Origin of the sequence: Rubrivivax gelatinosus IL144, assembly GCF_000284255.1 — a bacterium.
GTDB lineage: Bacteria > Pseudomonadota > Gammaproteobacteria > Burkholderiales > Burkholderiaceae_C > Rubrivivax > Rubrivivax gelatinosus_A.
The window spans coordinates 4,392,994-4,416,911 of record NC_017075.1 but is presented as its reverse complement, the minus strand read 5'-3'; the positions used below and the strand labels follow the sequence as shown (position 1 = coordinate 4,416,911).

The following is a 23,918-nucleotide window of genomic DNA, read 5'->3' as shown; positions in this document are numbered from 1 at the left end:
GTCCGACGACAGGAGACACCACACCATGGCTGAGTTCGCATTCGTCTTTCCCGGGCAGGGATCGCAATCCGTCGGCATGCTCGACGCCTGGGGCGAGCACCCCGCCGTGCGCGCGACGCTGGAAGAAGCGTCGGCCGCCGCCGGTCTCGACGTCGCCGCGCTGATCCACGCCGGCCCGAAGGAAGCGCTGGACCTGACGGTCAACACGCAGATGGTGATGCTGGTCGCCGGCGTCGCCAACTACCGCGCCTGGCTCGCCGAAGGCGGCGCCGTGCCGTCGGCCGTTGCCGGCCACTCGCTGGGCGAGTACGCCGCGCTGGTGGCCGCCGGGGCGCTGACCCTGGCCGACGCCGTGCCGCTGGTGCGTTTCCGCGCCCAGGCGATGCAGGAAGCCGTGCCGGTGGGCGCCGGCGCGATGGTCGCCGTGCTCGGCCTGGACGGCGAGGTCGTGCGCCGCTGCTGCGAGCAGGCCGCGCGCGACGCCGGCGAGTGTGTCGCCGCCGCCAACTTCAACGACCCGAAGCAGACCGTCATCGCCGGCACCAAGGCCGCCGTCGAGCTGGCCGCCCAGGCGCTGAAGGCTGCCGGGGCCAAGCGCACGCTGCCGCTGCCGGTGTCCGCGCCCTTCCACTCGGCGCTGATGCAGCCGGCCGCCGAGCGCCTGAAGGAGAAGCTGGCGACGACCCCGGTCGCCACGCCGACCATTGCCGTCATCAACAACATCGACGTCGCCGTCGAGACCGACCCGGCGCGCATCCGCGACGCGCTGTACCGCCAGGCCTTCGGCCCGGTGCGCTGGGTCGAGGTGGTGCAGGCGCTGCGTGCTCGCGGCTGCACGGCCGTGATCGAATGCGGCCCGGGCAAGGTGCTGTCGGGCCTGGTGCGCCGCATCGACGCCGAGATCGCATCGACGACCATCCTCGATCCCCAATCGCTGGCCGCTGCCAAGGAACTCGTGCAATGAGCGACACTCAACGCATCGCCCTCGTCACCGGCGCCTCGCGCGGCATCGGTCGCGCCATCGCCGCCGCGCTGGCGGCCGACGGCTTCCGTGTCGTCGGCACCGCCACCAGCGAAGCCGGCGCCGCGGCGATCGAAGCTGCGCTGCCCGGCGTGCAGGGCCGCGTGCTCAACGTCACCGACGCCGCCGCCTCCGACGCGCTGATCGAAGCCCTGGTCAAGGAACACGGTGCGCTGCACGTGCTCGTCAACAACGCCGGCATCACCCGCGACACGCTGGCGATGCGCATGAAGGACGAGGACTGGGATGCGGTGCTGGACACCAACCTCAAGGCCGTCTTCCGCCTCAGCCGCGCCGTGATGCGGCCGATGATGAAGCAGCGCTGGGGCCGCATCGTCAACATCACCTCGGTCGTCGGTGCCTCGGGCAACGCCGGCCAGGCCAACTACGCCGCCGCCAAGGCGGGCGTCGCCGGCATGACGCGTGCCCTGGCCCGCGAGCTCGGTAGCCGCAACATCACCGTCAACTGTGTCGCGCCCGGTTTCATCGCCACCGACATGACCGAGACCCTGCCCGAGGCGCAGAAGGCGGCGCTGCTGGCGCAGATCCCGCTGGGCCGCCTGGGTGCGGCCGACGAGGTCGCGCACGCGGTCGCTTTCCTGTGCAGCGAGGAGGCCGGTTACGTGACCGGCACCGAGCTGCACGTCAATGGCGGCATGTACATGGCCTGACGAGGCCGTCGTTTCGTCAAAAAACCGGCCCTTGCCCCACCGGTAGAATCGTGGGCTGTTTACCGATACCCCCCTCCTGGAGGAGTCATGAGCGATATTGAAGCCCGTGTCAAGAAGATCATCGCCGAGCAGCTCGGCGTGCCCGAGTCCGACGTCACCAACGAGAAGGCCTTCGTGGCCGACCTCGGCGCCGACTCGCTCGACACGGTGGAGCTGGTGATGGCGCTCGAAGACGAGTTCGGCATCGAGATCCCGGACGAGGAAGCCGAGAAGATCACCACGGTGCAGCTCGCGATCGACTACGCGGTCGCGCACCAGAAGGCCTGACCTGCGCATGACCAGGCGCAGAGTCGTCGTCACCGGCCTCGGGCTCGTCAGCCCGGTCGGCAACTCGGTGGCCGAAGGCTGGGCGAACATCGTCGCCGGCAGAAGCGGCATCGGATCGATCACGAAGTTCGATGCGTCCGCTTTCGCCTGCCGGATCGCCGGCGAGGTGAAGGGTTTCAACGTCGAGGATTACATCCCGGCGAAGGAAGCCCGGCACATGGACACGTTCATCCACTTCGGCATGGCCGCCGCCATCCAGGCGGTGCAGGACGCCGGCCTGCCCCAGGGCAGTGAACTGGACGAAGCCGCCGCCGAACGCATCGGCGTGATCGTCGGCTCGGGCATCGGCGGCTTGCCGATGATCGAGCAGACGCAGGCCGAGTACGGTGAACGCGGTCCGCGCCGGATCTCGCCGTTCTTCGTGCCGTCCTCGATCATCAACATGATCTCGGGGCACGTCTCGATCCGCTTCGGCTACACCGGCCCGAACCTGTCGATCGTCACCGCCTGCACCACCGGTCTGCACTGCATCGGCGAAGCCGGGCGTCTGATCGAGTACGGCGATGCGGACGTGATGATCGCCGGCGGTGCGGAGTCGACCGTCTCGCCGCTGGGCATCGGTGGTTTTGCCTCCGCGCGTGCGCTGTCCACCCGCAACGACGACCCGCAGGCCGCGTCCCGCCCCTGGGACAAGGACCGCGACGGCTTCGTGCTGGGCGAGGGCGCCGGCGTGCTCGTGCTCGAGGAGTACGAACACGCGAAGAAGCGCGGCGCCAAGATCTACGCCGAACTCGCCGGTTTCGGCATGGGTGCCGACGCGTACCACATGACCGCGCCGAACGTCGACGGCCCCAAGCGCTCGATGAAGGCGGCGCTGCGCAACGCCGGCATCAACGCCGACGAGGTGCAGTACCTCAACGCGCACGGCACCTCGACGCCGCTGGGCGACCTGAACGAGACCAACGCGATCAAGCTGGCCTTCGGTGACCACGCGAAGAAGCTGGTCGTGAACTCGACCAAGTCGATGACCGGCCACCTGCTGGGCGGCGCCGGCGGCATCGAGTCGCTGTTCACCGTGCTCGCACTGCATCACCAGGTCTCGCCGCCGACGATCAACCTCGTCAACCCCGATCCGGAGTGCGACCTCGACTACTGCGCCAACCAGGCGCGGGAAATGAAGATCGACGTCGCGGTGAAGAACAACTTCGGTTTCGGCGGCACCAACGGCACGCTGGTCTTCCGCCGCGTGTGACGAGCGCGTGCGCCATCCGCCGCCGGTCGCCGTGACCTGCTCGGGTGGCGCGCCTTGGCGCGCCGTCCAGGCGCTGCTGGCGGCCCTTGCGGCCGCCGCGGTGGCGGCCTGGGCGAGCGCCTGGCTCGCCGACGGCCATCCGTCGGCGGTCGCGGCTTTTCTGGCGGCGCTCGCCGCCGGCCTTCTGGCCTGGCGTCTGGCCGCCTTGCGGCCGCTCGCCTTGCGCTGGGACGGCGCCGAATGGAGCGCCGACGGCGCACCCTGCACCGCCGAGGTCTCGATCGATCTCGGCCGCTGGCTGCTGCTGCGCCTGACGTCGGCCGAGGGCGGCACACGCTGGCTCGCGCTCGGCGCGCGCGAGGCCGGCTCCCGGATTCACCTCTTGCGTGCGGCGCTATATTGCGCTGCCGCGCCCGCCGCCTCTTTGCCGCCCGCTTCGCCGTCGCGGCCCGCTCCATGACCGACGCCGATGCCGACGCCCTGCTGGTCGAGCGCGCCAAGCGCGGTGACATGCGGGCGTTCGAGATGCTCGTCGTCAAGTACCAGCGCCGCATCGAGCGCCTGGTCGGGCGCATGGTGCGCGACGACGGCCTGGTGCAGGACATCGCGCAGGAGAGCTTCATCCGCGCCTACCGCGCGCTGCCGCAGTTCCGCGGCGACAGCGCGTTCTACACCTGGCTCTACCGCATCGCCGTCAACACCGCCAAGAAGGCGCTGGTCGAGTTGCGCCGTGATCCCCTGGTCACGGAGGGCTCGCTGGCATCGTCGGGCGATGACGATGAAACTTCTCGTGTCGAAAACGAACTAAGCGATGGCGCGACCCCCGAGGCCTTGATGGCCAGCCGGGAGATCGCGACGGCCGTGAACGCGGCGATCGAGGCCCTGTCGGAGGATCTCCGTCAGGCGATCACGCTTCGCGAGATCGAAGGTCTGAGCTACGAAGAGATTGCCGACGTGATGAATTGCCCGATCGGAACCGTGCGCTCGCGCATCTTCCGCGCCCGGGAGGCCATCGCGACGCGGCTGCGCCCGCTTCTCGACACGCGCGAAGGTGAACGCTGGTGACCCGGCACCTGCCTGCACGCGACGAACCACCACTCATCCGATGAACCCGAACCGCAACAGCGCCACGCCTCCCGGGGATTCCACTGCGTCCCTGTTGTCGGCCCTGGTCGACGGCGACCCGTCGGCGCTGGACGAGGGCTGCGCGCGCTGGCGCGACGACCCCGAAGCCCGGCGCACCTGGCACGCCTACCAGCTGATCGGCGACGTCATGCGCTCCGAGGACCTGGCCAATCCAGCCTCGCGCGACTGCGCCTTTCTCACCGGGCTGCGCGCGCGCCTGGCCGAGGAGCCGGTGGTGCTGGCGCCGCAGCCGCTGGAGCGTCCCGCCGTCGCCCAGCCGGCGGCCGTGGTGGCTGTGGCGGGCAGCCGTCGGCGCCACGCCTGGCTGGCGCCGGCGGCGGTGGCGGCCGGGTTCGTCGCCGTCGCCGGGGTCGTCGTCGTGACGCGCATGTCGACGCTCGCGCCTTCCGGCGCTGCGGTGCTCGCCGACGCGCCGCCCGCCAATCCGGGCCTGAGCCTGGCGACGACCGGCGCCGCGGCGCCGCGCGCGCTGGTCGTCGAGGGCCGGCTGATCCGCGATGCGCGCCTGGACGCCTACCTGCGCGCGCACCGCGACGCGATGGCCGGCGGCCCGGCCGCGCTGCCCGGCGGCGTGCCGCGCAACGTCGAGGTGATGGCCCCCGAGCTCGCCGCTTCCCGCTGAGCTGCCGATGCGTTCCGTCGTCCGGTACTGGCTGCCGATCGCCTCGCTCGCCTCGCTCGCTTCGCTGTTCGCCCCGTTCGCGTTCGTGACCTCCGCCGTGGCGGCGCCGCCGGACGCGCGCGCCTGGCTCACGCGCATCCACGCCGCGGCCTACGAGCGCAACTATCAGGGCACCCTGGTCGTCAGCGCCAACGGTGTGGTGTCGAGTTCGCGCATCGCGCACTTCGCCGTCGGCGACCAGTCCTACGAGCGCGTGGAAGCGCTGGACGGCCGCCAGCAGCGTGTCTACCGCGTCAACGACTCGGTGCACACGATCTGGCCGCAGTCCGGCGTCGCCGTCGTCGAGGACCGCCCGGCGATCGCCAAGCTGCCGGCGGCGCGGCGCAGCGTCGACCCGCGTGCGCTCGACCACTACGACGCCAAGCTCGAAGGTGTGGAGCGTGTCGCCGGCCGCGACGCCCAGGTGCTGCTGCTGCAGCCCAAGGACGCCTGGCGCTACGCCCAGCGCCTGTGGGCCGACCGCGCGACCGGGCTGATGCTGCGCGCCGACATCGTCGGGGCCGACCGCACCGTGCTCGAGTCCTCGGCCTTCTCGGCGGTGGAGCTCGGCATCCGGCCGCAGCCGGACACCGTCACCCAGCCGATCCGCAAGCTCGACGGCTACCGCATCGTCAAGACGCAGCTGTCGCCGACCCAGCTCGAAGCCGAAGGCTGGGCGCTGGAGCGTCCGGTGCCGGGCTTCCGCCTCGCCGGCGTCGTCAAGCGGCCGCTGGAAGCCGCCGGCAAGGACGAGGTGCTGCAGGCGGTGTTCACCGACGGGCTGACCCACGTCTCGCTGTTCGTCGAGCCTTTCGACGGCCGCCGCGACTATGCCGACCTGTCCGGTCAGGTCGGTGCCACCGGCACGCTGCGCCAGCGCCGGGGGCTGTACTGGATCACCGTGATGGGCGACGTGCCGCCGCTCACGCTGAAGGCTTTCTCCGAGGCGCTGCAACGCAAGCACTAGCGGCGCCCGCCACGTCTTCCATCGCAACCGTCGCATCGCCATGAACGACAGAACGATTCCTGCCGTTTCCTCCGCCGGCCGCCTGGCGCCGGTGCTGGGCGCGCTCGCGCTCGCCGCGGCCTTGTCCTCGCCGGGCTTCGCCGGCGCGCAGACCGCTGCCGTGCCGGTGGCCGCGCCGACCGCTGCGTTGCCGGACTTCAGCGAACTCGTCGAACGTGTCGGCCCGGGCGTCGTCAACATCCGCACCACCGAACGCGTGCGCGCCCGCGGCTCGCAGGACCTGGATCCCGGCATCGAGGAGTTCCTGCGCCGCTTCGGCATCCCGCTGCCGCGCTCGACGCCGCGCGGCGGTGGCGGCGAGGACGAAGACGACGACGCCAACCCGCAGACCCAGCCGCGCGGCGTCGGCTCGGGTTTCATCATCAGCGCCGACGGCTACGTGCTGACCAACGCCCACGTCGTCGAGGGCGCCGAGGAGGTCATCGTCACGCTGACCGACCAGCGCGAGCTGAAGGCGCGCATCGTCGGCGCCGACGCGCGCACCGACGTGGCCGTCGTCAAGATCGACGCCACCGGGCTGCCGGCGCTGAAGATCGGCGATGCCGGCCGGCTCAAGGTCGGCGAGTGGGTCGTCGCGATCGGCTCGCCCTTCGGGCTGGACAACACCGTCACCGCCGGCATCGTCAGCGCCAAGCAGCGCGACACCGGCGACTACCTGAACTTCATCCAGACCGACGTCGCGATCAACCCCGGCAACTCCGGCGGGCCGCTGCTGAACCTGCGCGGCGAGGTCGTCGGCATCAACTCGCAGATCTACAGCCGCTCGGGCGGCTTCATGGGCATCAGCTTCGCGATTCCGATCGACGACGCGATCCGTGTCGCCGACCAGCTGCGCGCCAGCGGGCGTGTCGTGCGCGGCCGCATCGGCGTGCAGATCGCGCCGGTGACCAAGGAGGTCGCCGAGGCGATCGGCCTGGGCAAGCCCGCCGGCGCGCTGGTGCGCAACGTCGAGAAGGGCGGCCCGGCCGAGAAGGCCGGCGTCGAAGCGGGCGACATCATCACCCGCGTCGACGGCAAGCCGGTCGAGCGTTCCGGCGAGCTGCCGCGCATCGTCGGTGCGATCAAGCCCGGCAGCGAGAGCCGGCTGACGGTCTTCCGCCGTGGCAAGACGCAGGAGCTGAGCGTCACCGTCGCCGAGTTCCAGGACGATCGTGCCGCCCGCCCGGCCAGTGCGCCGGGCAGCGCGCCCGCGGCCAAGAGCGCGCTCGGCCTGTCGGTCGCCGACCTCGCCGAGGCGCAGAAGCGCCAGCTCGGCGTGCGCGGCGGCGTGCGGGTCGAATCGGTCGACGGCGCTGCGGCACGGGCCGGCCTGCGCCCGGGCGACGTGATCCTGGCGCTGGACAACACCGACGTCGTCGACGCGCGCCAGTTCCAGTCGCTGGCGGCCAAGGCCGAGAAGTCGAAGGCGATCAGCGTGCTAGTGCGCCGCGGCGACGCGGTCAGCTACCTGGTCATCCGCCCTGCGCGCTGAACTCGCGGCCGCGGCCCCCACGGCTGCGGGTCGGATGTCGCACGCCGCCCACGGCGCAAGCCGGCAGAACGTGAGCGCCTCCTCACTTCTGGTTTTCGTCTCGTGGGATTAGTGCGCGCAGCGTCTAGAATCCAGCCCGTCCCGCCGCGCGGCGACGCGCTGGCCGCATGCAGTGGCCGGCCGTTCCGGCGCGCAGGCCGAGGGCGTCGCGCCTTGTGGAAAACTTGTGGACATGTCCGCCGGATGACCGGACCCGAAGCCCCGGAAAGCGGTCGGTGGAGGGCTTGCCGGCGGGGCCTTTTGGCTACAATGGACGCCCAACAAGCAGTTGCCATACGTTCTGTTGGAAGGCGCGTCACCTCTTGGACGTGCCTTTTTTTTGTTTCCGGCACGGCATGACGCGACGGCGGTTTCCCGCCCTCGTGCTGCCCGGTCCGGCCCTGGTTGATAACCGCGCCGCGACCGCCGGCTGGTGAGCCGCATGAACCACATCCGCAACTTCTCGATCATCGCCCACATCGACCACGGCAAGAGCACGCTGGCCGACCGCATCATCCAGCGCTGCGGCGGGCTCTCCGACCGGGAGATGGAAGCCCAGGTGCTCGACTCGATGGACATCGAGCGCGAGCGCGGCATCACCATCAAGGCCCAGACCGCGGCGCTCGAATACAAGGCGCGCGACGGCAAGGTCTACAACCTGAACCTGATCGACACCCCGGGGCACGTCGACTTCTCGTATGAAGTCAGCCGCTCGCTGTCGGCCTGCGAAGGCGCACTGCTCGTCGTCGACGCCAGCCAGGGCGTCGAGGCGCAGACGGTGGCCAACTGCTACACCGCGCTGGATCTGGGCGTCGAGGTCATCCCGGTCCTCAACAAGATGGACCTGCCGCAGGCCGACCCGGACAACGCCAAGGCCGAGATCGAGGACGTCATCGGCATCGATGCCGGCGACGCGATCCCGTGCTCGGCCAAGACCGGCCTGGGCATCGACGACATCCTCGAAGCCGTCGTGCACCGCATGCCGGCGCCGCGCGGCAACCCCGACGGCGCGCCGCGCGCGATGATCATCGACAGCTGGTTCGACAACTACGTCGGCGTCGTGATGCTGGTGCGTGTCGTCGACGGCGTGCTGAAGAAGGGCGACCGCATCCGCATGATGGCGACCAACGCCGTCTACCCGCTCGAGCAGATCGGCGTCTTCACGCCCAAGGCTATGCCGCGCGAGGCGCTCAACGCCGGCGAGGTGGGGTTCCTGATCGCCGGCATCAAGGAGCTGCAGGCGGCCAAGGTCGGCGACACGATCACGCTGGAAAAGAAGCTGCCGAACAACGCCGGCCCGGCCAGCGAGGCGCTGCCCGGCTTCAAGGAGATCCAGCCGCAGGTCTTCGCGGGTCTGTACCCGACCGAGGCCAGCGAGTACGACCAGCTGCGCGACGCGCTGGAGAAACTGAAGCTCAACGACAGCTCGCTGCGCTACGAGCCCGAGGTCAGCCAGGCGCTGGGCTTCGGCTTTCGCTGCGGCTTCCTCGGCCTGCTGCACATGGAGATCGTGCAGGAGCGCCTGGAGCGCGAGTTCGATCAGGACCTGGTGACCACCGCGCCCAGCGTGGTCTACGAGGTCGAGCTCAACGACGGCACCGTGCTGCAGGTCGAGAACCCCAGCAAGATGCCCGACATGGGCCGCATCCGCGAGATCCGCGAGCCCATCGTCACGGTGCACCTGTACATGCCGCAGGACGCGGTCGGCCCGGTGATGACGCTGGCCAACCAGAAGCGCGGCATCCAGCTGAACATGGCCTACCACGGCAAGCAGGTCATGCTGACCTACGAGCTGCCGCTGGCCGAGATCGTGCTGGACTTCTTCGACAAGCTGAAGTCGGTGAGCCGCGGCTACGCCTCGATGGACTACGAGTTCAAGGAGTACCGCGCGGCCGACGTCGTCAAGGTCGACATCCTGATCAACGGCGACCGCGTCGACCCGCTGGCGATGATCGTGCACCGGGCGCAGAGCCAGTTCCGCGGCCGCGCCGTGGCCGCCAAGATGCGCGAGCAGATCCCGCGCCAGATGTACGACGTCGCGATCCAGGCGGCGATCGGCGCGAACATCATCGCCCGCGAGAACATCAAGGCCCTGCGCAAGAACGTGCTGGCAAAATGCTACGGCGGCGACATCACGCGCAAGCGGAAGCTGCTCGAAAAGCAGAAGGCGGGCAAGAAGCGCATGAAGCAGATCGGCTCGGTCGAGGTGCCTCAGGAAGCCTTCCTCGCGATCCTCCAAGTGGACGACTAAACACCTTGATGAGCACTCTGACCGCCGTCCTGTACGGCGCCCTGGTCGTCTACCTCGGCGGCTGGTTCCTCGGGCAGTGGACGGGCAACTTCTCGCTGCTGCTGTTCCTCCTCAGCGCCGTCACCCTCTGCTACTGGCTGGCCGAGCGCTTCCACTTCCGCCCGGCCCGGCAGGCCGCGGCCGCGGAGCTGGAGCGCCAGGACGCCGCGCGCCGCGAAGACCTCGCGCGCCAGGGCATCGCCAAGGTCGACGGCGACGTCGGCGCGGCCAAGGAGAAGATCCTCGAGCAGCCCTGGTGGCTGGACTGGACCGCCGGGCTGTTCCCGGTGATCGTCGTGATCTTCCTGCTGCGCTCGTTCATGTTCGAGCCGTTCAAGATCCCGTCGGGCTCGATGATCCCGACGCTGCTCGTCGGCGACCTCATCCTCGTCAACAAGTACCACTACGGCATCCGGCTGCCGGTGATCAACAAGAAGATCATCGCCAACCACGACCCGGAGCGCGGCGACGTCGTCGTCTTCCGCTATCCGATCGACCCGCGCGTGGACTACATCAAGCGTGTCGTCGGCGTGCCGGGCGACGAGATCCGCTACGTGAACCAGAAGCTCTACGTCAACGGCCAGCCGGCGCCGGTGACGCCGCTGGGCGACTTCTACAACGAGGACCGCCTGCGCTACTCGCCGATGTTCTCGGAGAAGCTGGGCGCCGTGGAGCACCGCATCCTCGTCGACCCGAACCGCCCGGCCTTCTACGGCCCGGAGCCCAAGAGCTTCCCGATGCACGAGAATTGCCAGTACAGCGCCGAAGGCGTGACGTGCAAGGTGCCGCCCGGGCATTACTTCATGATGGGCGACAACCGCGACGACTCGCAGGATTCGCGCTTCTGGGGATTCGTTCCGGACGAGAACATCGTCGGCAAGGCATTCTTCGTCTGGATGAACCTGGGCGACCTGGGCCGCATCGGATCGTTCCACTGAACCCGGCCCTCGAAGCAGCGTACAACGAGAGGCGAACATGACTCCGGTCCCGCGCCTGCCGCGCGCCAGCCAACGCGGCATCACCCTCTTCGGGCTGCTGTTCTGGGCCTTGCTCGTCGGCTTCATCGGCTACGTGCTGGTGCGTGCGGTGCCGACCATCAACGAGTACCTGACGATCAAGCGTGCGGTCGAGAAGGTCGCCGCCGGCCAGCCGGCCACGGTGGCCGAAGCGCGCACCGCGTTCGACCGCCAGAAGGAGGTCGAGTACTCGATCGCCTCGATCGACAGCAAGGACCTCGTGATCACGAAAGAGAACGACAAGGTCGTCATCGGCTTCGCCTACGACAAGGAGATCCCGCTGTTCGGCCCGGTCTACCTGCTGCTCAAGTACGAGGGTCAGGCGAAGGCACCGTGATGGACACCCGGCACGACGCCCTGCAGCAACGGCTCGGTCACCGCTTCGAGCGCACCGGCCTGCTGACGCGCGCGCTCACGCACCGCAGCTGGGGCGCGGACCACAACGAGCGCCTCGAATTCCTCGGCGACTCGGTGCTCAACTGCGCCGTCTCGGCGCTGCTGTACGAACGTTTCTCCGGCAGCGACGAAGGCGACCTGACGCGCGTGCGCGCCCACCTCGTGCGCGAGGACAGCCTGCACCGCGTCGCGCTGACTTTGGGCCTGCCCGAGGTGCTGCGCATGTCCGAAGGCGAGATGCGCGGCGGTGGCGCCCAGCGGCCGTCGATCCTCGCCGATGCCGTCGAGGCGCTGATCGGCGCGATCTTCCTGGACGGCGGCTACGAGCCGGCGCTGGCTGCCGTGCGCCGCCTCTTCGGCGAGGTCATCGCCGCCACCGAGGCCGACGCCTGGACCAAGGACGCCAAGACCGAGCTGCAGGAATGGCTGCAGGCGCGGCGCCTGCCGGTGCCGGCCTACCGCATCGTCGCCACGCGCGGCGAGAAGCACGCCCAGACCTTCGAGGTCGAGTGCGCCGTCGCCACGCTGGGCCTCGCCGAACGCGGCGAAGGCCGCTCCCGCCGCACCGCCGAGCAGGAGGCCGCGCGCCGCCTGCTCGAAGGCTTGAAAGCCGACGACAAACCCGGCGGCCCCTTGCGCTCCTGAAGCGCCCGCCCACGCGATGAACACCACACCCTCCCCGGGCGACGAAGCGCCGGACGATTCGTCGTCCCAGGCTTACGAACTGCCCCCGATCCCGCCCGCACCGGCCGCCGTCGAGGGCCAGCGCTGCGGCCTGATCGCCATCGTCGGCCGGCCCAACGTCGGCAAGTCGACGCTGCTCAACGCGCTCGTCGGCCAGAAGATCAGCATCACCTCGCGCAAGGCGCAGACCACGCGCCACCGCATCACCGGCATCCGCACGGTGGGCGCGACGCAGTTCGTCTTCGTCGACACGCCGGGCTTCCAGACCACGCACCTCAAGCGCCACAGCGGCGCGATGAACAAGACGCTCAACCGCACCGTCACCGCCTCGGTGGCCGACGTCGACGCGGTGCTGTTCATGGTCGAGGCCGGGCGTTTCGGCCTGGACGACGCCAAGGTGCTGGCGCTGCTGCCGCCGGACAAGCCGGTGATCCTGGTCGCCAACAAGCTCGACGCGGTGCGCCGCCGCACCGACATCCTGCCCTGGCTGAAGAGCATGCAGGAGCGCCACGCCTTCGCCGAGTACGTGCCGATGTCGGCCACCACCGCGGCCGACGTCGAGCGCCTGTTCGCCATCGTCGAGCCGCACCTGCCCGAGCAGCCCTGGTTCTACGAGGAAGACGCGCTGACCGACCGCAGCGACCGTTTCCTCGCCAGCGAGATCGTGCGCGAGAAGCTGTTCCGCCTGACCGGCGACGAGCTGCCGTACTCGTCGACGGTGGTCATCGACAAGTTCGAGGAAGAGGGCCAGCTGCGCCGCATCGCTGCGACCATCGTCGTCGAGCGCGACGCCCACAAGGGCATGGTCATCGGCGAGGGTGGCGAGCGCCTGAAGCGCATCGGCACCGAGTCGCGCCAGGAGCTCGAGCGCCTGCTCGACGCCAAGGTCTTCCTCGAGCTGTGGGTCAAGGTGCGTTCCGGCTGGGCCGACGACGAGGCCCACCTCAGGAGCTACGGCTACGAGTGACGTGAGCCGGGAGGCGCGCCGATGAGCCGGGCGGCTGCCGCGCCGCTGTCGGCCTACGTGCTGCACAGCTGGGACTGGAGCGAGACCAGCCTGATCGTCGAGCTGTTCACGCGCGAGCGCGGGCGTGTCGTCGTCGCCGCCAAGGGCGCCAAGCGCCCGACCTCGCAACTGCGCCCGGTGCTGCTGCCGTTCCAGCGCATCGCCGTGCAGCTGGGCCGCACGCCGGCCGACGAGGCTGCCGAGATCCACACGCTGCGCACCGCCGAATGGGGCGGCGGCGTGCCGCCGGTGCCGGCGGCGGCGATGTTCTCGGCCTTCTATTGCAACGAGCTGCTGATGAAGCTGCTGGCGCGCCAGGACGCGTTCCCGCAGCTCTTCGACGCCTACGCCGAGACGCTGGCCGCGCTGGCCGCCGACGAGGCGGCGGCGCTGCGTGCCTTCGAACTCGTGCTGCTGCGCGAGCTGGGGTTGCTGCCCGAGCTCGGCACCGAGACGCTGACGCTGGCGCCGCTGGCGCCGGCGCGGCGCTACGCGCTGCACCCAGAGGCCGGCGTCGTCGCCGACGCCGAGGGCCTGACCGGCGCCGACTGGGTGCGGCTCGAAGCCGCGCTCGTCGCCCACCACGGACCGGCGCTGCGCGCCGCCTGCACGCCGGTGGCCCCGGCGCTGCGCGGGCCGCTGCGCACGGTGCTTCACTATCATCTCGGCCATGCCCGGCTGCGCTCGCGCCAGGTCTTCCAGGACGTGCAAAAGCTCGTCGACACCGCTTCCCGATGAATCCTCTCGTCGCTCCCGAGGCCGCCGCCGGCGGCCTGACCAAGCTTTCGGTCAACGTCAACAAGGTCGCGCTGCTGCGCAACACCCGCCACCTGGGCATCCCGAGCGTGGTGCGTGCCGCCACGCTGTGCCTGGAGGCCGGTGCCGACGGCATCACCGTGCATCCGCGGCCCGACGAGCGCCACATCCGCGGCCACGACGTGCACGAGCTGGCGGCGCTGCTGCGCCACTGGCCGCAGGCCGAATACAACATCGAGGGCAACCCCTTCCACAACCTGATGGCCTACGTGCGCGAGCTGCGCCCGCAGCAGGTGACCTTCGTGCCCGACAGCGAGGTGCAGTTCACCTCCGACCACGGCTGGAACCTGCCCGAGGACGTCGAGCGCCTGCGCCCGGTGATCGCCGAGGCGCATTCCTTCGGCGTGCGCGTCAGCCTCTTCATGGACCCGATCCCCGAGGCGATGGCCATCGCGCGCGAGATCGGCGCCGACCGCGTCGAGCTCTACACCGAGCCCTACGCCGCCGCCTGGGGCACGCCCAAGCAGGCCGAGATGCTGGAGCGTTTCGCCGCCGCCGGCCGTGCCGCGCTGGCCGCCGGGCTGCAGCTCAACGCCGGCCACGACCTGAACCGCGACAACCTGCCCGACTTCCTGCGTGCCGTGCCCGGCGTGCAGGAGGTGTCGATCGGCCACGCGCTGATCGCTGACGCGCTGGAGCTGGGGCTGCCGGAGACGGTGCGCGCCTACCAGCGGTCGATCCGCTCGGCCTCGCAAGGCTGACCGGCGTGATCTACGGCATCGGCACCGACGTCTGCGACATCCGCCGCATCCAGGCGACGCTGGCGCGGCGCGGCGACCGTTTCGCCGAGAAGGTGCTGGGTGACGACGAGCTGCGCGTCTTCCACGCCCGGCGTGCGCGTGCCGAGGCGCGCGGCATCGCCTTCCTGGCGACACGCTTCTCGGCCAAGGAGGCCTTCTCCAAGGCCATCGGCCTGGGCCTGCACATGCCGATGACCTGGCGCGCCTGCCAGATCCTCAACGAAGCCAGCGGCAAGCCCTTCGTCCGCCTGTCGGGCGATCTGGCCGCCTGGTTCGCCGCGCGCGGTCTCGTCGCCCACGTCACCGTCAGCGACGAGAGCGACTACGCCACGTCCTTCGTCGTCGTCGAACACGCCGCCGCGCCCACCGCCTCCAAGGACCTCCCGTGAGCCTTCATGCCCCCGTCGTGCTGGACATCGCCGGCACCTCGCTCAACGACGACGACCGCCGCCGCATCCGCCATCCGCTGGCCGGCGGCCTGATCCTCTTCGCACGCAACTGGGCCGACCGGCGCCAGCTCGTCGAGCTGACCGCCGAGATCAAGTCGCTGCGCGAGGACCTGCTGATCTGCGTCGACCACGAAGGCGGGCGCGTGCAGCGTTTCCGCACCGACGGCTTCACCCACCTGCCGCCGATGCGCGCCTTCGGCGAGCTGTGGATGGACGATGCGATGCGCGCCACCGCGGCCGCCACCGCGGCCGGCTACGTGCTCGCCAGCGAGCTGCGCGCCTGCGGCGTCGACTTCAGCTTCACGCCGGTGCTCGACCTCGACCACGGCCCCAGCCAGGTGATCGGCGACCGCGCCTTCCATCGCGACGCGCGTGTCGCGGCGCTGCTGGCCAAGAGCCTGATGCACGGCCTGCTGCAGGCCGGCATGGCCTCCTGCGGCAAACACTTCCCCGGCCACGGCTTCGTCAAGGCCGACTCGCACCTCGCGCTGCCGGTGGACCGGCGCTCGCTCAAGGCCATCCTCGGCGACGACGCCCAGCCCTACGACTGGCTGGCCGGCAGCCTGCAGGCGGTGATGCCGGCGCACGTGGTCTACCCGAAGGTGGACGCGCTGCCGGCGGGTTTCTCGCGGCGCTGGCTGCAGGAGATCCTGCGCGAGCGCCTGGGTTTCGACGGCGCCGTCTTCAGCGACGACCTCAGCATGGAAGGCGCCAAGGGCGTCGGCTCGACGCTGGACGCGGCGCTGCTGGCGCTGGGTGCTGGCTGCGACCTGGTGCTGCTGTGCAACCAGTCGACGGTCGACGGCGGTGCGCCGGTCGACGCGCTGCTCGAAGGCCTGGAGCAGGCGGCCGCCGACGGCCGCTGGACGCCCGACGAGACCTCGGAGGCGCGGCGCACGGCGCTGCTGCCGCAGAGCGAGCCGCTGGCCTGGGACGAGCTGATGCGCGCGCCGGCCTACCAGCGCGCGCTCGAACGCCTGCCCTGATCAGGCCGCGGCTTCGCGCCGCTTGACGGCGCCGGCCAGGCGCTCGGCCTGGGCCATGCCGCTCAGGCCGATCAGCAGGTGCACGAGCTGCATCGTCCAGTGGTACTCGCCCGGCAGCAGGCGCAGCTGGAAGATGCCGAAGGCGACGACGATGACGCCCCAGTTGAAGGCCAGCACGGCCAGCTTGGGCGCGGCCCGGAAGCCGGCGAAAGCCAGCACCCACAGCGCGAGCACGAACACCGTGCCGCAGATCATGTGCAGCTGCAGCACCGCGCCCACGCCGAAGGCGTGGGCGGCGCCGATCACCAGCGTCAGGGCGCCCGCGAGGCGGGCCAGCATCAGGGCAGTCTTGGTCATCTGTTGAAAAGCGGAAACGACGGGAAGACGAGGGACGCGGCGCGAGCCGCCCCTTCATGAAAGAGGGCCGCAGGCCTCGCGGCCGGCGGCCCTCGTCCGATGACGGCCGGTCAGGCGCCGAGTTCGAACGGCAGCTTCAGCTGCGACAGGTCCTTGCGCGTCTCGACGAGCACCAGCGGGCCTTCGTCGGCGACGACGACCGGCTTCGGTTCACGCGGCACGTGCACCGGCTTCGGCTCGGCGGCGATCGCTTCCTGCGCGGCACGCACCTTGTCGGCGTCGGACTGCACCCATTGCAGCCCGGCGTCGGCGGCCAGCGCGCTCAGTGCCTCGGTCGGCAGCGCGTAGGGCTCGATGCGCGGCGCGGCCGGCGGCTGCGGCGCGGGCACGGCTTCGGCGACCGGGGTTTCCGGCAGCTCGGCGACGGCTTCGGCCGGGGCCGGCGGCGTCACCGCGGCGTCTTCGCCGACCACGGTTTCGGTCGCGCCCTCGGTCACGCCTTCGGTCGCGACGGCCTCGCCTTCGCGGCGTTCGCGGCGGAAGCGGTCACGGCCACGGCCGCGGCGGCGGCCGCCTTCGCGTTCACCTTCGGGCTCGCCTTCACGTTCGTGGGCTTCGGGGAACACGCCTTCGGGCGCGGAGGCTTCGTCGACCGTCGGCGCGGCGTCGGTGGCCGCGGGCGCGGCGTCCTCGGCCGGCACGGTGCTGCCGTCGACCAGCGTGCCTTCCTCGACCCGGCCTTCGCCGTTGCCGCGGCCACCACGGCGGCGGCGGCGGCGGCCGCTCTCACGGGTCTCGCCGTTCTCGGCGACCGGAGCGCCGTCGACCGGCGCCAGCGCCTCGGCGGCGGCCGGTGCCAGCGTGGCGGCGGCGGTGCTCTCCTCGGCGCGCGGAGCGCGTTCGGCACGCGGACCGCGGTTGCCACGCTCGCCGCGTTCAGCGCGCTCGCTGCGCTCGGTGCGTTCCCCACGTTCGGCACGCGGCTCGCGGGTCTCGCTGCCGGCTTCGGCGGCGTCGCGGCGGCCGTCGCGGCGGTTCTCGCCGCGGCCTTCACGCCCTTCGCGGGCTTCCTGGCGGCCTTCGGTGCGGCCGTTGCGGTTGCGTTCGCCGCGTTCGCCCCGTTCAGCGCGCTCGCCACGTTCGCCGCGCTCGCCACGGCCACCGCGGCGGCCGCCTTCACGCTTGTCCGGCGTCGCCGGGGCCGTTTCGGCGGCCGGGGCCGGCGCAGCCGGTGCCGCGGCCGGCGTCGGCTCGGGCATCGTGAACATGCGCTTGAACCAACCGAAGAAGCCGCCGTTGGCCGGGGCCGCGGCCGGCGCTGCCGGCGCGGGGGCCGGGGCGGCCGGTTGCGGCGCGGGCGCAGCGGCCTTCACCGGCGCGGGCGCCGGTGCCGGCGGTGCCGGCTGGTCGGGCAGCACGCCCTTGATCACCGGCTCCTGCTTGCTGCGGCCCTTGTCGTTGGCGTCGCGACGGCGCGTGATGCCGACTTCCTCGTCCGGCTCCTCGACCATCGTGTAGCTGGCCTGCAGGTTCTCCAGGCGCGGGTCGTCGTGGCGCAGGCGCTCGAGCTTGTAGTTCGGCGTCTCCAGGTGCTTGTTCGGCACGAGGATGACGGTGACGCGCTGCTTGAGCTCGATCTTGGTGATCTCGGTGCGCTTCTCGTTGAGCAGGAAGGAGGTCACTTCCACCGGCACCTGCACGTGCACGGCGGCGGTGTTCTCCTTCATCGCCTCTTCCTGGACCATGCGCAGGATCTGCAGCGCCGAGCTCTCGGTGTCGCGGATGTGGCCGGTGCCGTTGCAGCGCGGGCAGGTGATGTGGTTGCCTTCGGACAGCGCCGGGCGCAGGCGCTGGCGGCTCAGTTCGAGCAGGCCGAACTTGCTGATCGACGAGAACTGCACGCGGGCGCGGTCGGTGCGCAGCGCGTCGCGCAGGCGCTGTTCGACCTCGCGGCGGTTCTTCGACTCTTCCATGTCGATGAAGTCGACGACGATCAGCCCGCCCAGGTCGCGCAGCCGCATCTGGCGCGCGATCTCGTCGGCGGCCTCGAGGTTGGTGCGGAACGCGGTTTCCTCGATGTCGCTGCCGCGCGTCGAGCGCGCCGAGTTCACGTCCACCGAGACCAGGGCCTCGGTGTGGTCGATGACGATCGCGCCGCCCGACGGCAGGTTCACCGTGCGGCTGAACGCGGTCTCGATCTGGTGCTCGATCTGGAAGCGGCTGAACAGCGGCGCATCGTCACGGTAGCGCTTCACACGCGATGCCGACTCCGGCATCACGTGGTTCATGAACTGCTGCGCCTGCTCGTAGATGTCGTCGGTGTCGATCAGGATCTCGCCGATGTCCGCGGTGAAGTAGTCGCGGATCGCGCGGATGACGAGCGAGCTTTCCTGGTAGATCAGGAAGGCGCCCTTGCCGGCCTTGGAGGCGCCGTCGATGGCGTCCCAGAGCTTGAGCATGTAGTTCAGGTCCCACTGCAGCTCGGCGGCCGAGCGGCCGATGCCGGCGGTGCGCGCGATCAGGCTCATGCCCTTGGGATACTGCAGCTGCTCGAGGTTCTCTTTGAGCTCCTCGCGGTCCTCGCCCTCGATGCGCCGGCTGACGCCGCCGCCCTTCGGGTTGTTGGGCATCAGCACGAGGTAACGGCCGGCCAGGCTGACGAAGGTCGTCAGCGCCGCGCCCTTGTTGCCGCGTTCTTCCTTCTCGACCTGGACCAGCAGTTCCTGGCCTTCCTTGACGACGTCCTGGATGCGCGCGTTCTTGAGGTCGACGCCGTCCTTGAAGTAATTGCGCGAGATTTCCTTGAACGGCAGGAAGCCGTGGCGATCCTCGCCGTAGTCGACGAAGCAGGCTTCGAGCGACGGTTCGACGCGGGTGATCACCGCCTTGTAGATGTTGCCCTTGCGCTGTTCGCGGCCTTCGAGTTCGGTCTCGAAGTCGAGCAGTTTCTGCCCGTCGACGATCGCCAGGCGCCGCTCTTCCGGCTGCGTGGCATTGATCAGCATGCGTTTCATCGGTTCTCCCGGCATGCGCTTCGCCAAGGGCGGGGCGCACGCGACTCTCGCGTGCCGCCCATGCGCGGCACGCGCTGCCTCGTTCGATGCAGGAGAAACGCGGAAGAACCGACTGGCGCGAAGTGCCCTGGACTGCGTTCGAACCGCGCTGAAAAGATACAGCGACGGATCAGCGGCGCAGCGTTGGCGCGTGCGTTCCGCAGGCGGCTGCCCGCGCCGGCGACGTTCCGTCGCAGCGCATGTGGCGCGGCGACGCCGTCGCGCCGGCCGCGCCGGCGTCTTGCCGGGGCCTCGGGGCGAGGGCGTGGTGGATCGTCATGAACGGCACGTCAGCTCTGGGGTCCTGTCGGACGCGGGATCGAGGTGGAGTGTCTCCGGGTCTCGACCCTCGGGATTTCGGGTGCCTCCAAAACGAGGCGGGTTCTTCTTCGAATCTCGGTTCGCCCGTCGCCACGCGCCGCCGGCTCGCTCTGGCGGCCGGCCCGCGCGCCCGCGGCCGGGCGCTGCATCACCTGATGCTGTGGCGACCTCGGCCGCCGCAGCGTTCCCGTCGTGTTTCTGTAAGCGCCGGGTAAACTCCGGAAAATCAATCACTTACCGCACGAACGTGGAGCGCCGGATTATAGGGGCCAAAGCCGGCAGTGCGCCGCCGGCGGTGCAGAGAATCACCGTCGACGAGGAATCCGCCGGCCAGCGCCTGGACAATTTCCTGTTGCGCCATCTGAAAGGCGTGCCGAAAACCCACGTCTACCGCGTCATCCGCTCCGGCGAGGTGCGCGTCAACAAGGGCCGCGCCAGCGCCGACACGCGCGTGGCCGCCGGTGACGAGATCCGCGTGCCGCCGGTGCGTGTCGCCGAGAAGCCCGCCGCCGCGGCGGTGCCGGCACGCGAGTTCCCGATCCTGTTCGAGGACGAGCACCTGCTGGCGATCGCCAAACCCGCCGGCGTCGCGGTGCACGGCGGCAGCGGCGTGTCCTCGGGCGTCATCGAGCAGCTGCGCCGCGCGCGGCCCGACGCGCGTTTCCTGGAGCTGGTGCACCGGCTCGACAAGGAGACCTCGGGCGTGCTGCTGCTGGCCAAGAAGCGCAGCGCGCTGACCGCGCTGCAGGACCAGTTCCGCGCCCGCGACACCGGCAAGAACTATCTGGCGCTGGTCGTCGGCGCCTGGCCGAAGAAGCTGAAGGTGCTCGACCTGGCGCTGCACAAAGGCACCGACGCCGCCGGCGAGCGCCACGTGCGGGTCGTCGCCGCCGACGCGCCGGACGCGCGGCGTTCGATCACCATCGTGCGTTCGGTGCGCGCCGTCGGCCCGTACTCGCTGCTGGAGATCGGCCTGAAGACCGGGCGCACGCACCAGATCCGCGTGCACTTGGCGCACTCGGGCCACCCGATCGTCGGCGACCCGAAGTACGGCGACTTCGCGCTGAACAAGACCGTCGCGCGCGAGAAGCGCTTCGCGCGCATGTTCCTGCACGCCGTCGAGCTGGCCTTCGACCATCCGGCCAGCGGCGAGCGCATCACCTTGCACGCGCCGCTGCCGCCGGAGTGCGAGACACTGCTGGCCGCACCATGAAACCACGCCGCTTCGACCTCATCGTCTTCGACTGGGACGGCACCCTGTTCGATTCCACCGCGCTGATCGTGCGCTGCATCCAGGACGCCTGCCGCGACGTCGGCGCCGCGGTGCCCAGCGACACCGACGCGGCCTACGTCATCGGTCTGGGCCTGGCCGACGCGCTGAAGCACGCCGCGCCCGGCCTGCCGCCCGAGCGCTACCCCGAGCTCGCCAACCGCTACCGCCACCACTGGTTCGCGCGCCAGGACGCGGTCGTGCTGTTCCCCGGCACGCTGGAGCTGCTGCAGGACCTGCGTGCGCGCAACCACTGGATCGCCGTCGCCACCGGCAAGAGCCGCCGCGGCCTCGACGAGGCGCTGCGCACGTCCGACCTGAAGACGATGTTCGACGGCACGCGCACCGCCGACGAAACGGCGAGCAAACCCAACCCGCTGATGCTGGAGCAGCTGATGCGCGAGTTCGGCACCGAGCCCGAGCGCACGCTGATGATCGGCGACACGACGCACGACCTGCTGATGGCGCAGAACGCGCGCGTGCCCGGCATCGGCGTCAGCTACGGCGCGCACGAGCCCGAGGCCTTCGCCCAGTACGCGCCGCTGCACGTCGCGCACAGCACGCGCGAGCTGCACGACTGGCTGCTGGAGAACGCGTGAGCGCCGCCGCCGGCGTGCCGCTGTGCCCGTCGGCCGCGCTGGCCGAACGCGGCGAGGCCCACGTCTGGGACGTGCTCGATGAACGCGGCCATCCGGCGCGTGCCTTCGCGCTGCGTTTCGACGGCCGCGTCGTCGCCTACCTGAACCGCTGCGCCCACCTGCCGGCCGAGCTCGACTGGCAGCCCGGGCGCTTCCTCGACGCCGACGGCCGCTTCGTCGTCTGCGCGATGCACGGCGCGGTCTACGAGCCCGAGGACGGGCGCTGCCTCGCCGGCCCGGGCGCCGGCGGGCGGCTCGTGCCGCTGGACGTCGCCGAGGTCGATGGCACGGTGACTTGGTATCCTTCGCGCGAGATCCGCCCGGCCCCGCCGGCCGACGAAAGCGCGACATGACCCCCACCGACGACACCCCGACGCCGGCGCAGCCGTCCGGCGCGGTCCCGCCTGCACCTGCTCCCGCCGCAGCCACCGCTCCCGCCCTCGGCGGCCTGGAGACCAGCCTCGAGAAGATCGCCCGCGAGCTGATGATCCAGCAGCGTGCCGACCGCCGCTGGCGCATCTTCTTCCGTTTCGTCTGGCTGGCGCTGGCCGTGGCCATCGCCTGGGCCGGGCTGTCCGAGCGCCTGACGCCCAGCGCGCCGAGCAAGCCGCACACCGCGCTCGTCGAGGTGCGTGGCGAGATCGCCCCGGACACCGAGGCCAGCGCCGAGCTGCTGGTGTCGGCGCTGCGCAGCGCCTTCGAGGACCAGGGCGCGCAGGCCGTCGTGCTGCGCATCAACTCGCCGGGCGGCAGCCCGGTGCAGGCCGGCATCGTCAACGACGAGATCCGCCGCCTGAAGCTGCTGCACAAGAAGAAGGTCTACGCCGTCGTCGAGGAGATGTGCGCCTCGGGCGCGTACTACATCGCCGTGGCCGCCGACGAGATCTACGTCGACAAGGCCAGCCTGGTCGGCAGCATCGGCGTGCTGATGGACGGCTTCGGCTTCAGCGGCCTGATGGAGAAGCTCGGCATCGAGCGCCGCCTGCTCACCGCCGGCGAGAACAAGGGCATGCTCGACCCGTACAGCCCGCAGAACCCGAAGCAGACGGCGTATGCGCAGGCGATGATCGACCAGATCCACCAGCAGTTCATCACCGTCGTGCGCCAGGGCCGCGGCAAGCGCCTGCACGAGACGCCGGAGACCTTCTCCGGCCTGTTCTGGAACGGCGAGGAAGCCGTGCGCCTGGGCCTGGCCGACAAGATGGGCAACCTGGACTACGTCGCCCGCGAGGTCGTCAAGGCCGAGGACGTCGTCGACTACACGCCGCGCGAGAACGTCGCCGAGCGCCTGGCCAAACGTTTCGGCGCCGCGATGGGCGAGGGCGCCGTCAAGGCGATGCGCCAGCTGTCGCCGATGCGCTGATCCCCCGCTCCCCGTCTCCCGTTCCCCGAGGTTGCCGATGTCCGACCGGCTCGCGGTCCTGCCCCAGTACGTCCTGCCCAAGCAGGCCCTCACGCGCCTGGCCGGCGCTTTCGCCTCGGCGCGTGCCGGCGGCCTGACGACGGCCGCGATCCGCTGGTTCGCCGGCCGCTACGGCGTCGACCTGTCCGAGGCCGCGAACCCCGACCCGGCGAGCTACGCCAGCTTCAACGAGTTCTTCACCCGGCCGCTGAAACCCGGTGCTCGCCCGCTGGAGAGCGCCGACCTGCTGTGCCCGGTGGACGGTGCGATCAGCCAGTTCGGCGCCATCGAGCAGGGGCGCATCTTCCAGGCCAAGGGCCACGACTACAGCGCCACCGCGCTGCTCGGCGGCGATGCCGAACTGGCCGAACGCTTCGCCGACGGCACGTTCGCGACGATCTACCTCAGCCCCAAGGACTACCACCGCATCCACATGCCTTGCGCCGGCCGCCTGCTGCGCATGGTGCACGTGCCGGGCGAGCTGTTCTCGGTGAACCCGCTGACGGCGCGCGGCGTGCCGGGGCTGTTCGCGCGCAACGAGCGTGTGGTCTGCGTCTTCGACGGCGGCCCGGTCGCCGGGCCCTGGGTGCTGGTGCTGGTCGGCGCGACCATCGTCGGCAGCATGGCCACCGTCTGGCACGGCGTCGTCAACCCGCCGCGGCCGGGCGTCGTGCGGACCTGGAACTACGACGGCCAGGACATCCGCCTGGAACGCGGCGCCGAGATGGGGCGTTTCCTGCTCGGCTCGACCGTCGTGCTGCTGTTCCCGAAGGCGCCGCTCCGCTTCAACCCGAGCTGGGCTCCGGGGCGCATCGTGCGCATGGGCCAGGGCATGGCCGATCTGGCCTGACGTCCGGCCCGCGCCGGCTCATCGCTCAA

The 23,918-nt window shown here is 70.7% G+C and carries 25 protein-coding genes; 23 read left to right on the top strand and 2 right to left on the bottom strand.

Features of this window, described 5'->3' with window-relative positions:
* Positions 1-25 precede the first annotated feature (25 nt).
* The 18 genes from fabD to nagZ all read left to right on the top strand — a co-directional run bounded on the left by fabD (position 26) and on the right by nagZ (position 15,998).
* The gene (gene fabD / locus RGE_RS20080; protein ID WP_014430297.1) at positions 26-964 is read left to right on the top strand and encodes an ACP S-malonyltransferase; all 939 of its coding nucleotides are present in this window, start codon (positions 26-28) and stop codon (positions 962-964) included.
* A complete protein-coding gene (gene fabG, locus RGE_RS20075) occupies positions 961-1,692 on the top strand; it encodes a 3-oxoacyl-ACP reductase FabG (RefSeq protein ID WP_014430296.1) in 732 nt (243 codons plus the stop codon). The genes fabD and fabG overlap by 4 nt, the downstream gene beginning before the upstream one ends.
* 87 nt (positions 1,693-1,779) lie before the next feature.
* A complete protein-coding gene (gene acpP / locus RGE_RS20070; protein WP_009856507.1) occupies positions 1,780-2,019 on the top strand; it encodes an acyl carrier protein in 240 nt (79 codons plus the stop codon).
* Positions 2,020-2,026: 7 nt separating this feature from the next.
* Positions 2,027-3,271: a beta-ketoacyl-ACP synthase II gene (gene fabF, locus RGE_RS20065; protein ID WP_014430295.1), complete on the top strand. Its 1,245-nt coding sequence runs from the start codon at positions 2,027-2,029 to the stop codon at positions 3,269-3,271.
* A 7-nt stretch (positions 3,272-3,278) separates the two neighbouring features.
* Complete coding sequence (locus tag RGE_RS20060; protein WP_014430294.1) at positions 3,279-3,731, top strand: hypothetical protein; 453 nt, start codon at positions 3,279-3,281, stop codon at positions 3,729-3,731.
* Entirely contained in the window at positions 3,728-4,336 is a 609-nt protein-coding gene (rpoE, locus tag RGE_RS20055; protein WP_014430293.1) for an RNA polymerase sigma factor RpoE, read from the top strand. Before RGE_RS20060 ends, rpoE begins: the two co-directional genes overlap by 4 nt.
* Before the next feature lie 40 nt (positions 4,337-4,376).
* Positions 4,377-5,039 carry a sigma-E factor negative regulatory protein gene (locus RGE_RS20050; protein WP_052311027.1) on the top strand — a complete coding sequence of 221 codons (663 nt, stop codon included), beginning with the start codon at positions 4,377-4,379 and terminating at the stop codon, positions 5,037-5,039.
* A gap of 7 nt (positions 5,040-5,046) precedes the next feature.
* On the top strand, positions 5,047-6,045 hold the full coding sequence (locus RGE_RS20045) for a MucB/RseB C-terminal domain-containing protein (RefSeq protein ID WP_014430291.1): 999 nt from the start codon (positions 5,047-5,049) through the stop codon (positions 6,043-6,045).
* Positions 6,046-6,085: 40 nt separating this feature from the next.
* Positions 6,086-7,576 carry a DegQ family serine endoprotease gene (locus tag RGE_RS20040; protein WP_014430290.1) on the top strand — a complete coding sequence of 497 codons (1,491 nt, stop codon included), beginning with the start codon at positions 6,086-6,088 and terminating at the stop codon, positions 7,574-7,576.
* Between the two features lie 481 nt (positions 7,577-8,057).
* Complete coding sequence (gene lepA, locus RGE_RS20035; RefSeq protein ID WP_014430288.1) at positions 8,058-9,866, top strand: translation elongation factor 4; 1,809 nt, start codon at positions 8,058-8,060, stop codon at positions 9,864-9,866.
* An 8-nt stretch (positions 9,867-9,874) separates the two neighbouring features.
* Positions 9,875-10,843: a signal peptidase I gene (gene lepB / locus RGE_RS20030; RefSeq protein WP_014430287.1), complete on the top strand. Its 969-nt coding sequence runs from the start codon at positions 9,875-9,877 to the stop codon at positions 10,841-10,843.
* A 37-nt stretch (positions 10,844-10,880) separates the two neighbouring features.
* Positions 10,881-11,258: a DUF4845 domain-containing protein gene (locus RGE_RS20025; protein ID WP_014430286.1), complete on the top strand. Its 378-nt coding sequence runs from the start codon at positions 10,881-10,883 to the stop codon at positions 11,256-11,258.
* Complete coding sequence (gene rnc, locus RGE_RS20020; RefSeq protein ID WP_014430285.1) at positions 11,258-11,962, top strand: ribonuclease III; 705 nt, start codon at positions 11,258-11,260, stop codon at positions 11,960-11,962. The genes RGE_RS20025 and rnc overlap by 1 nt, the downstream gene beginning before the upstream one ends.
* Positions 11,963-11,978: 16 nt before the next feature.
* Positions 11,979-12,968 (top strand): GTPase Era, encoded by a 990-nt coding sequence (gene era, locus RGE_RS20015; protein ID WP_014430284.1) that lies wholly within the window; start codon positions 11,979-11,981, stop codon positions 12,966-12,968.
* A 21-nt stretch (positions 12,969-12,989) separates the two neighbouring features.
* Positions 12,990-13,745 (top strand): DNA repair protein RecO, encoded by a 756-nt coding sequence (gene recO, locus RGE_RS20010; protein ID WP_014430283.1) that lies wholly within the window; start codon positions 12,990-12,992, stop codon positions 13,743-13,745.
* Positions 13,742-14,524, top strand: a complete 783-nt coding sequence (locus RGE_RS20005) for a pyridoxine 5'-phosphate synthase (protein WP_014430282.1) — start codon at positions 13,742-13,744, stop codon at positions 14,522-14,524. The genes recO and RGE_RS20005 overlap by 4 nt, the downstream gene beginning before the upstream one ends.
* 5 nt (positions 14,525-14,529) lie before the next feature.
* Complete coding sequence (gene acpS / locus RGE_RS20000; RefSeq protein ID WP_014430281.1) at positions 14,530-14,952, top strand: holo-ACP synthase; 423 nt, start codon at positions 14,530-14,532, stop codon at positions 14,950-14,952.
* Positions 14,949-15,998: a beta-N-acetylhexosaminidase gene (gene nagZ / locus RGE_RS19995; protein WP_014430280.1), complete on the top strand. Its 1,050-nt coding sequence runs from the start codon at positions 14,949-14,951 to the stop codon at positions 15,996-15,998. The genes acpS and nagZ overlap by 4 nt, the downstream gene beginning before the upstream one ends.
* On the opposite strand, the gene RGE_RS19990 is transcribed toward nagZ, so the two are convergent.
* Together RGE_RS19990 and RGE_RS19985 are read right to left on the bottom strand one after the other, a co-directional pair.
* Positions 15,999-16,337 carry a hypothetical protein gene (locus tag RGE_RS19990; protein WP_014430279.1) on the bottom strand — a complete coding sequence of 113 codons (339 nt, stop codon included), beginning with the start codon at positions 16,335-16,337 and terminating at the stop codon, positions 15,999-16,001. It abuts the gene before it with no gap.
* A 128-nt stretch (positions 16,338-16,465) separates the two neighbouring features.
* Positions 16,466-19,369 carry an Rne/Rng family ribonuclease gene (locus tag RGE_RS19985; RefSeq protein ID WP_014430278.1) on the bottom strand — a complete coding sequence of 968 codons (2,904 nt, stop codon included), beginning with the start codon at positions 19,367-19,369 and terminating at the stop codon, positions 16,466-16,468.
* Between the two features lie 655 nt (positions 19,370-20,024).
* Here RGE_RS19985 and RGE_RS19980 point away from each other — a divergent pair.
* The 5 genes from RGE_RS19980 to asd are packed head-to-tail and all read left to right on the top strand — an operon-like array spanning position 20,025 to position 23,889.
* Positions 20,025-20,942 (top strand): RluA family pseudouridine synthase, encoded by a 918-nt coding sequence (locus RGE_RS19980; protein WP_014430276.1) that lies wholly within the window; start codon positions 20,025-20,027, stop codon positions 20,940-20,942.
* Positions 20,939-21,598 carry an HAD family hydrolase gene (locus RGE_RS19975; protein ID WP_043784317.1) on the top strand — a complete coding sequence of 220 codons (660 nt, stop codon included), beginning with the start codon at positions 20,939-20,941 and terminating at the stop codon, positions 21,596-21,598. Before RGE_RS19980 ends, RGE_RS19975 begins: the two co-directional genes overlap by 4 nt.
* Positions 21,595-21,990 carry a Rieske (2Fe-2S) protein gene (locus tag RGE_RS19970; protein WP_014430274.1) on the top strand — a complete coding sequence of 132 codons (396 nt, stop codon included), beginning with the start codon at positions 21,595-21,597 and terminating at the stop codon, positions 21,988-21,990. Before RGE_RS19975 ends, RGE_RS19970 begins: the two co-directional genes overlap by 4 nt.
* Entirely contained in the window at positions 21,987-23,000 is a 1,014-nt protein-coding gene (locus RGE_RS19965) for a S49 family peptidase (RefSeq protein ID WP_014430273.1), read from the top strand. Before RGE_RS19970 ends, RGE_RS19965 begins: the two co-directional genes overlap by 4 nt.
* Positions 23,001-23,037: 37 nt before the next feature.
* Positions 23,038-23,889 (top strand): archaetidylserine decarboxylase, encoded by an 852-nt coding sequence (gene asd / locus RGE_RS19960; protein WP_014430272.1) that lies wholly within the window; start codon positions 23,038-23,040, stop codon positions 23,887-23,889.
* The last annotated feature ends 29 nt before the right edge of the window (positions 23,890-23,918 follow it).

Coding starts and splice junctions, on each gene's coding strand:
- fabD (WP_014430297.1), top strand. CDS start 26: ATGGCTGAGTTCGCATTCGTCTTTCCCGGGCAGGGATCGCAATCCGTC.
- fabG (WP_014430296.1), top strand. CDS start 961: ATGAGCGACACTCAACGCATCGCCCTCGTCACCGGCGCCTCGCGCGGC.
- acpP (WP_009856507.1), top strand. CDS start 1,780: ATGAGCGATATTGAAGCCCGTGTCAAGAAGATCATCGCCGAGCAGCTC.
- fabF (WP_014430295.1), top strand. CDS start 2,027: ATGACCAGGCGCAGAGTCGTCGTCACCGGCCTCGGGCTCGTCAGCCCG.
- rpoE (WP_014430293.1), top strand. CDS start 3,728: ATGACCGACGCCGATGCCGACGCCCTGCTGGTCGAGCGCGCCAAGCGC.
- RGE_RS20050 (WP_052311027.1), top strand. CDS start 4,377: ATGAACCCGAACCGCAACAGCGCCACGCCTCCCGGGGATTCCACTGCG.
- RGE_RS20045 (WP_014430291.1), top strand. CDS start 5,047: ATGCGTTCCGTCGTCCGGTACTGGCTGCCGATCGCCTCGCTCGCCTCG.
- RGE_RS20040 (WP_014430290.1), top strand. CDS start 6,086: ATGAACGACAGAACGATTCCTGCCGTTTCCTCCGCCGGCCGCCTGGCG.
- lepA (WP_014430288.1), top strand. CDS start 8,058: ATGAACCACATCCGCAACTTCTCGATCATCGCCCACATCGACCACGGC.
- lepB (WP_014430287.1), top strand. CDS start 9,875: ATGAGCACTCTGACCGCCGTCCTGTACGGCGCCCTGGTCGTCTACCTC.
- RGE_RS20025 (WP_014430286.1), top strand. CDS start 10,881: ATGACTCCGGTCCCGCGCCTGCCGCGCGCCAGCCAACGCGGCATCACC.
- rnc (WP_014430285.1), top strand. CDS start 11,258: ATGGACACCCGGCACGACGCCCTGCAGCAACGGCTCGGTCACCGCTTC.
- era (WP_014430284.1), top strand. CDS start 11,979: ATGAACACCACACCCTCCCCGGGCGACGAAGCGCCGGACGATTCGTCG.
- recO (WP_014430283.1), top strand. CDS start 12,990: ATGAGCCGGGCGGCTGCCGCGCCGCTGTCGGCCTACGTGCTGCACAGC.
- RGE_RS20005 (WP_014430282.1), top strand. CDS start 13,742: ATGAATCCTCTCGTCGCTCCCGAGGCCGCCGCCGGCGGCCTGACCAAG.
- RGE_RS19990 (WP_014430279.1), bottom strand. CDS start 16,337: ATGCTGGCCCGCCTCGCGGGCGCCCTGACGCTGGTGATCGGCGCCGCC.
- RGE_RS19985 (WP_014430278.1), bottom strand. CDS start 19,369: ATGAAACGCATGCTGATCAATGCCACGCAGCCGGAAGAGCGGCGCCTG.
- RGE_RS19975 (WP_043784317.1), top strand. CDS start 20,939: ATGAAACCACGCCGCTTCGACCTCATCGTCTTCGACTGGGACGGCACC.
- RGE_RS19965 (WP_014430273.1), top strand. CDS start 21,987: ATGACCCCCACCGACGACACCCCGACGCCGGCGCAGCCGTCCGGCGCG.
- asd (WP_014430272.1), top strand. CDS start 23,038: ATGTCCGACCGGCTCGCGGTCCTGCCCCAGTACGTCCTGCCCAAGCAG.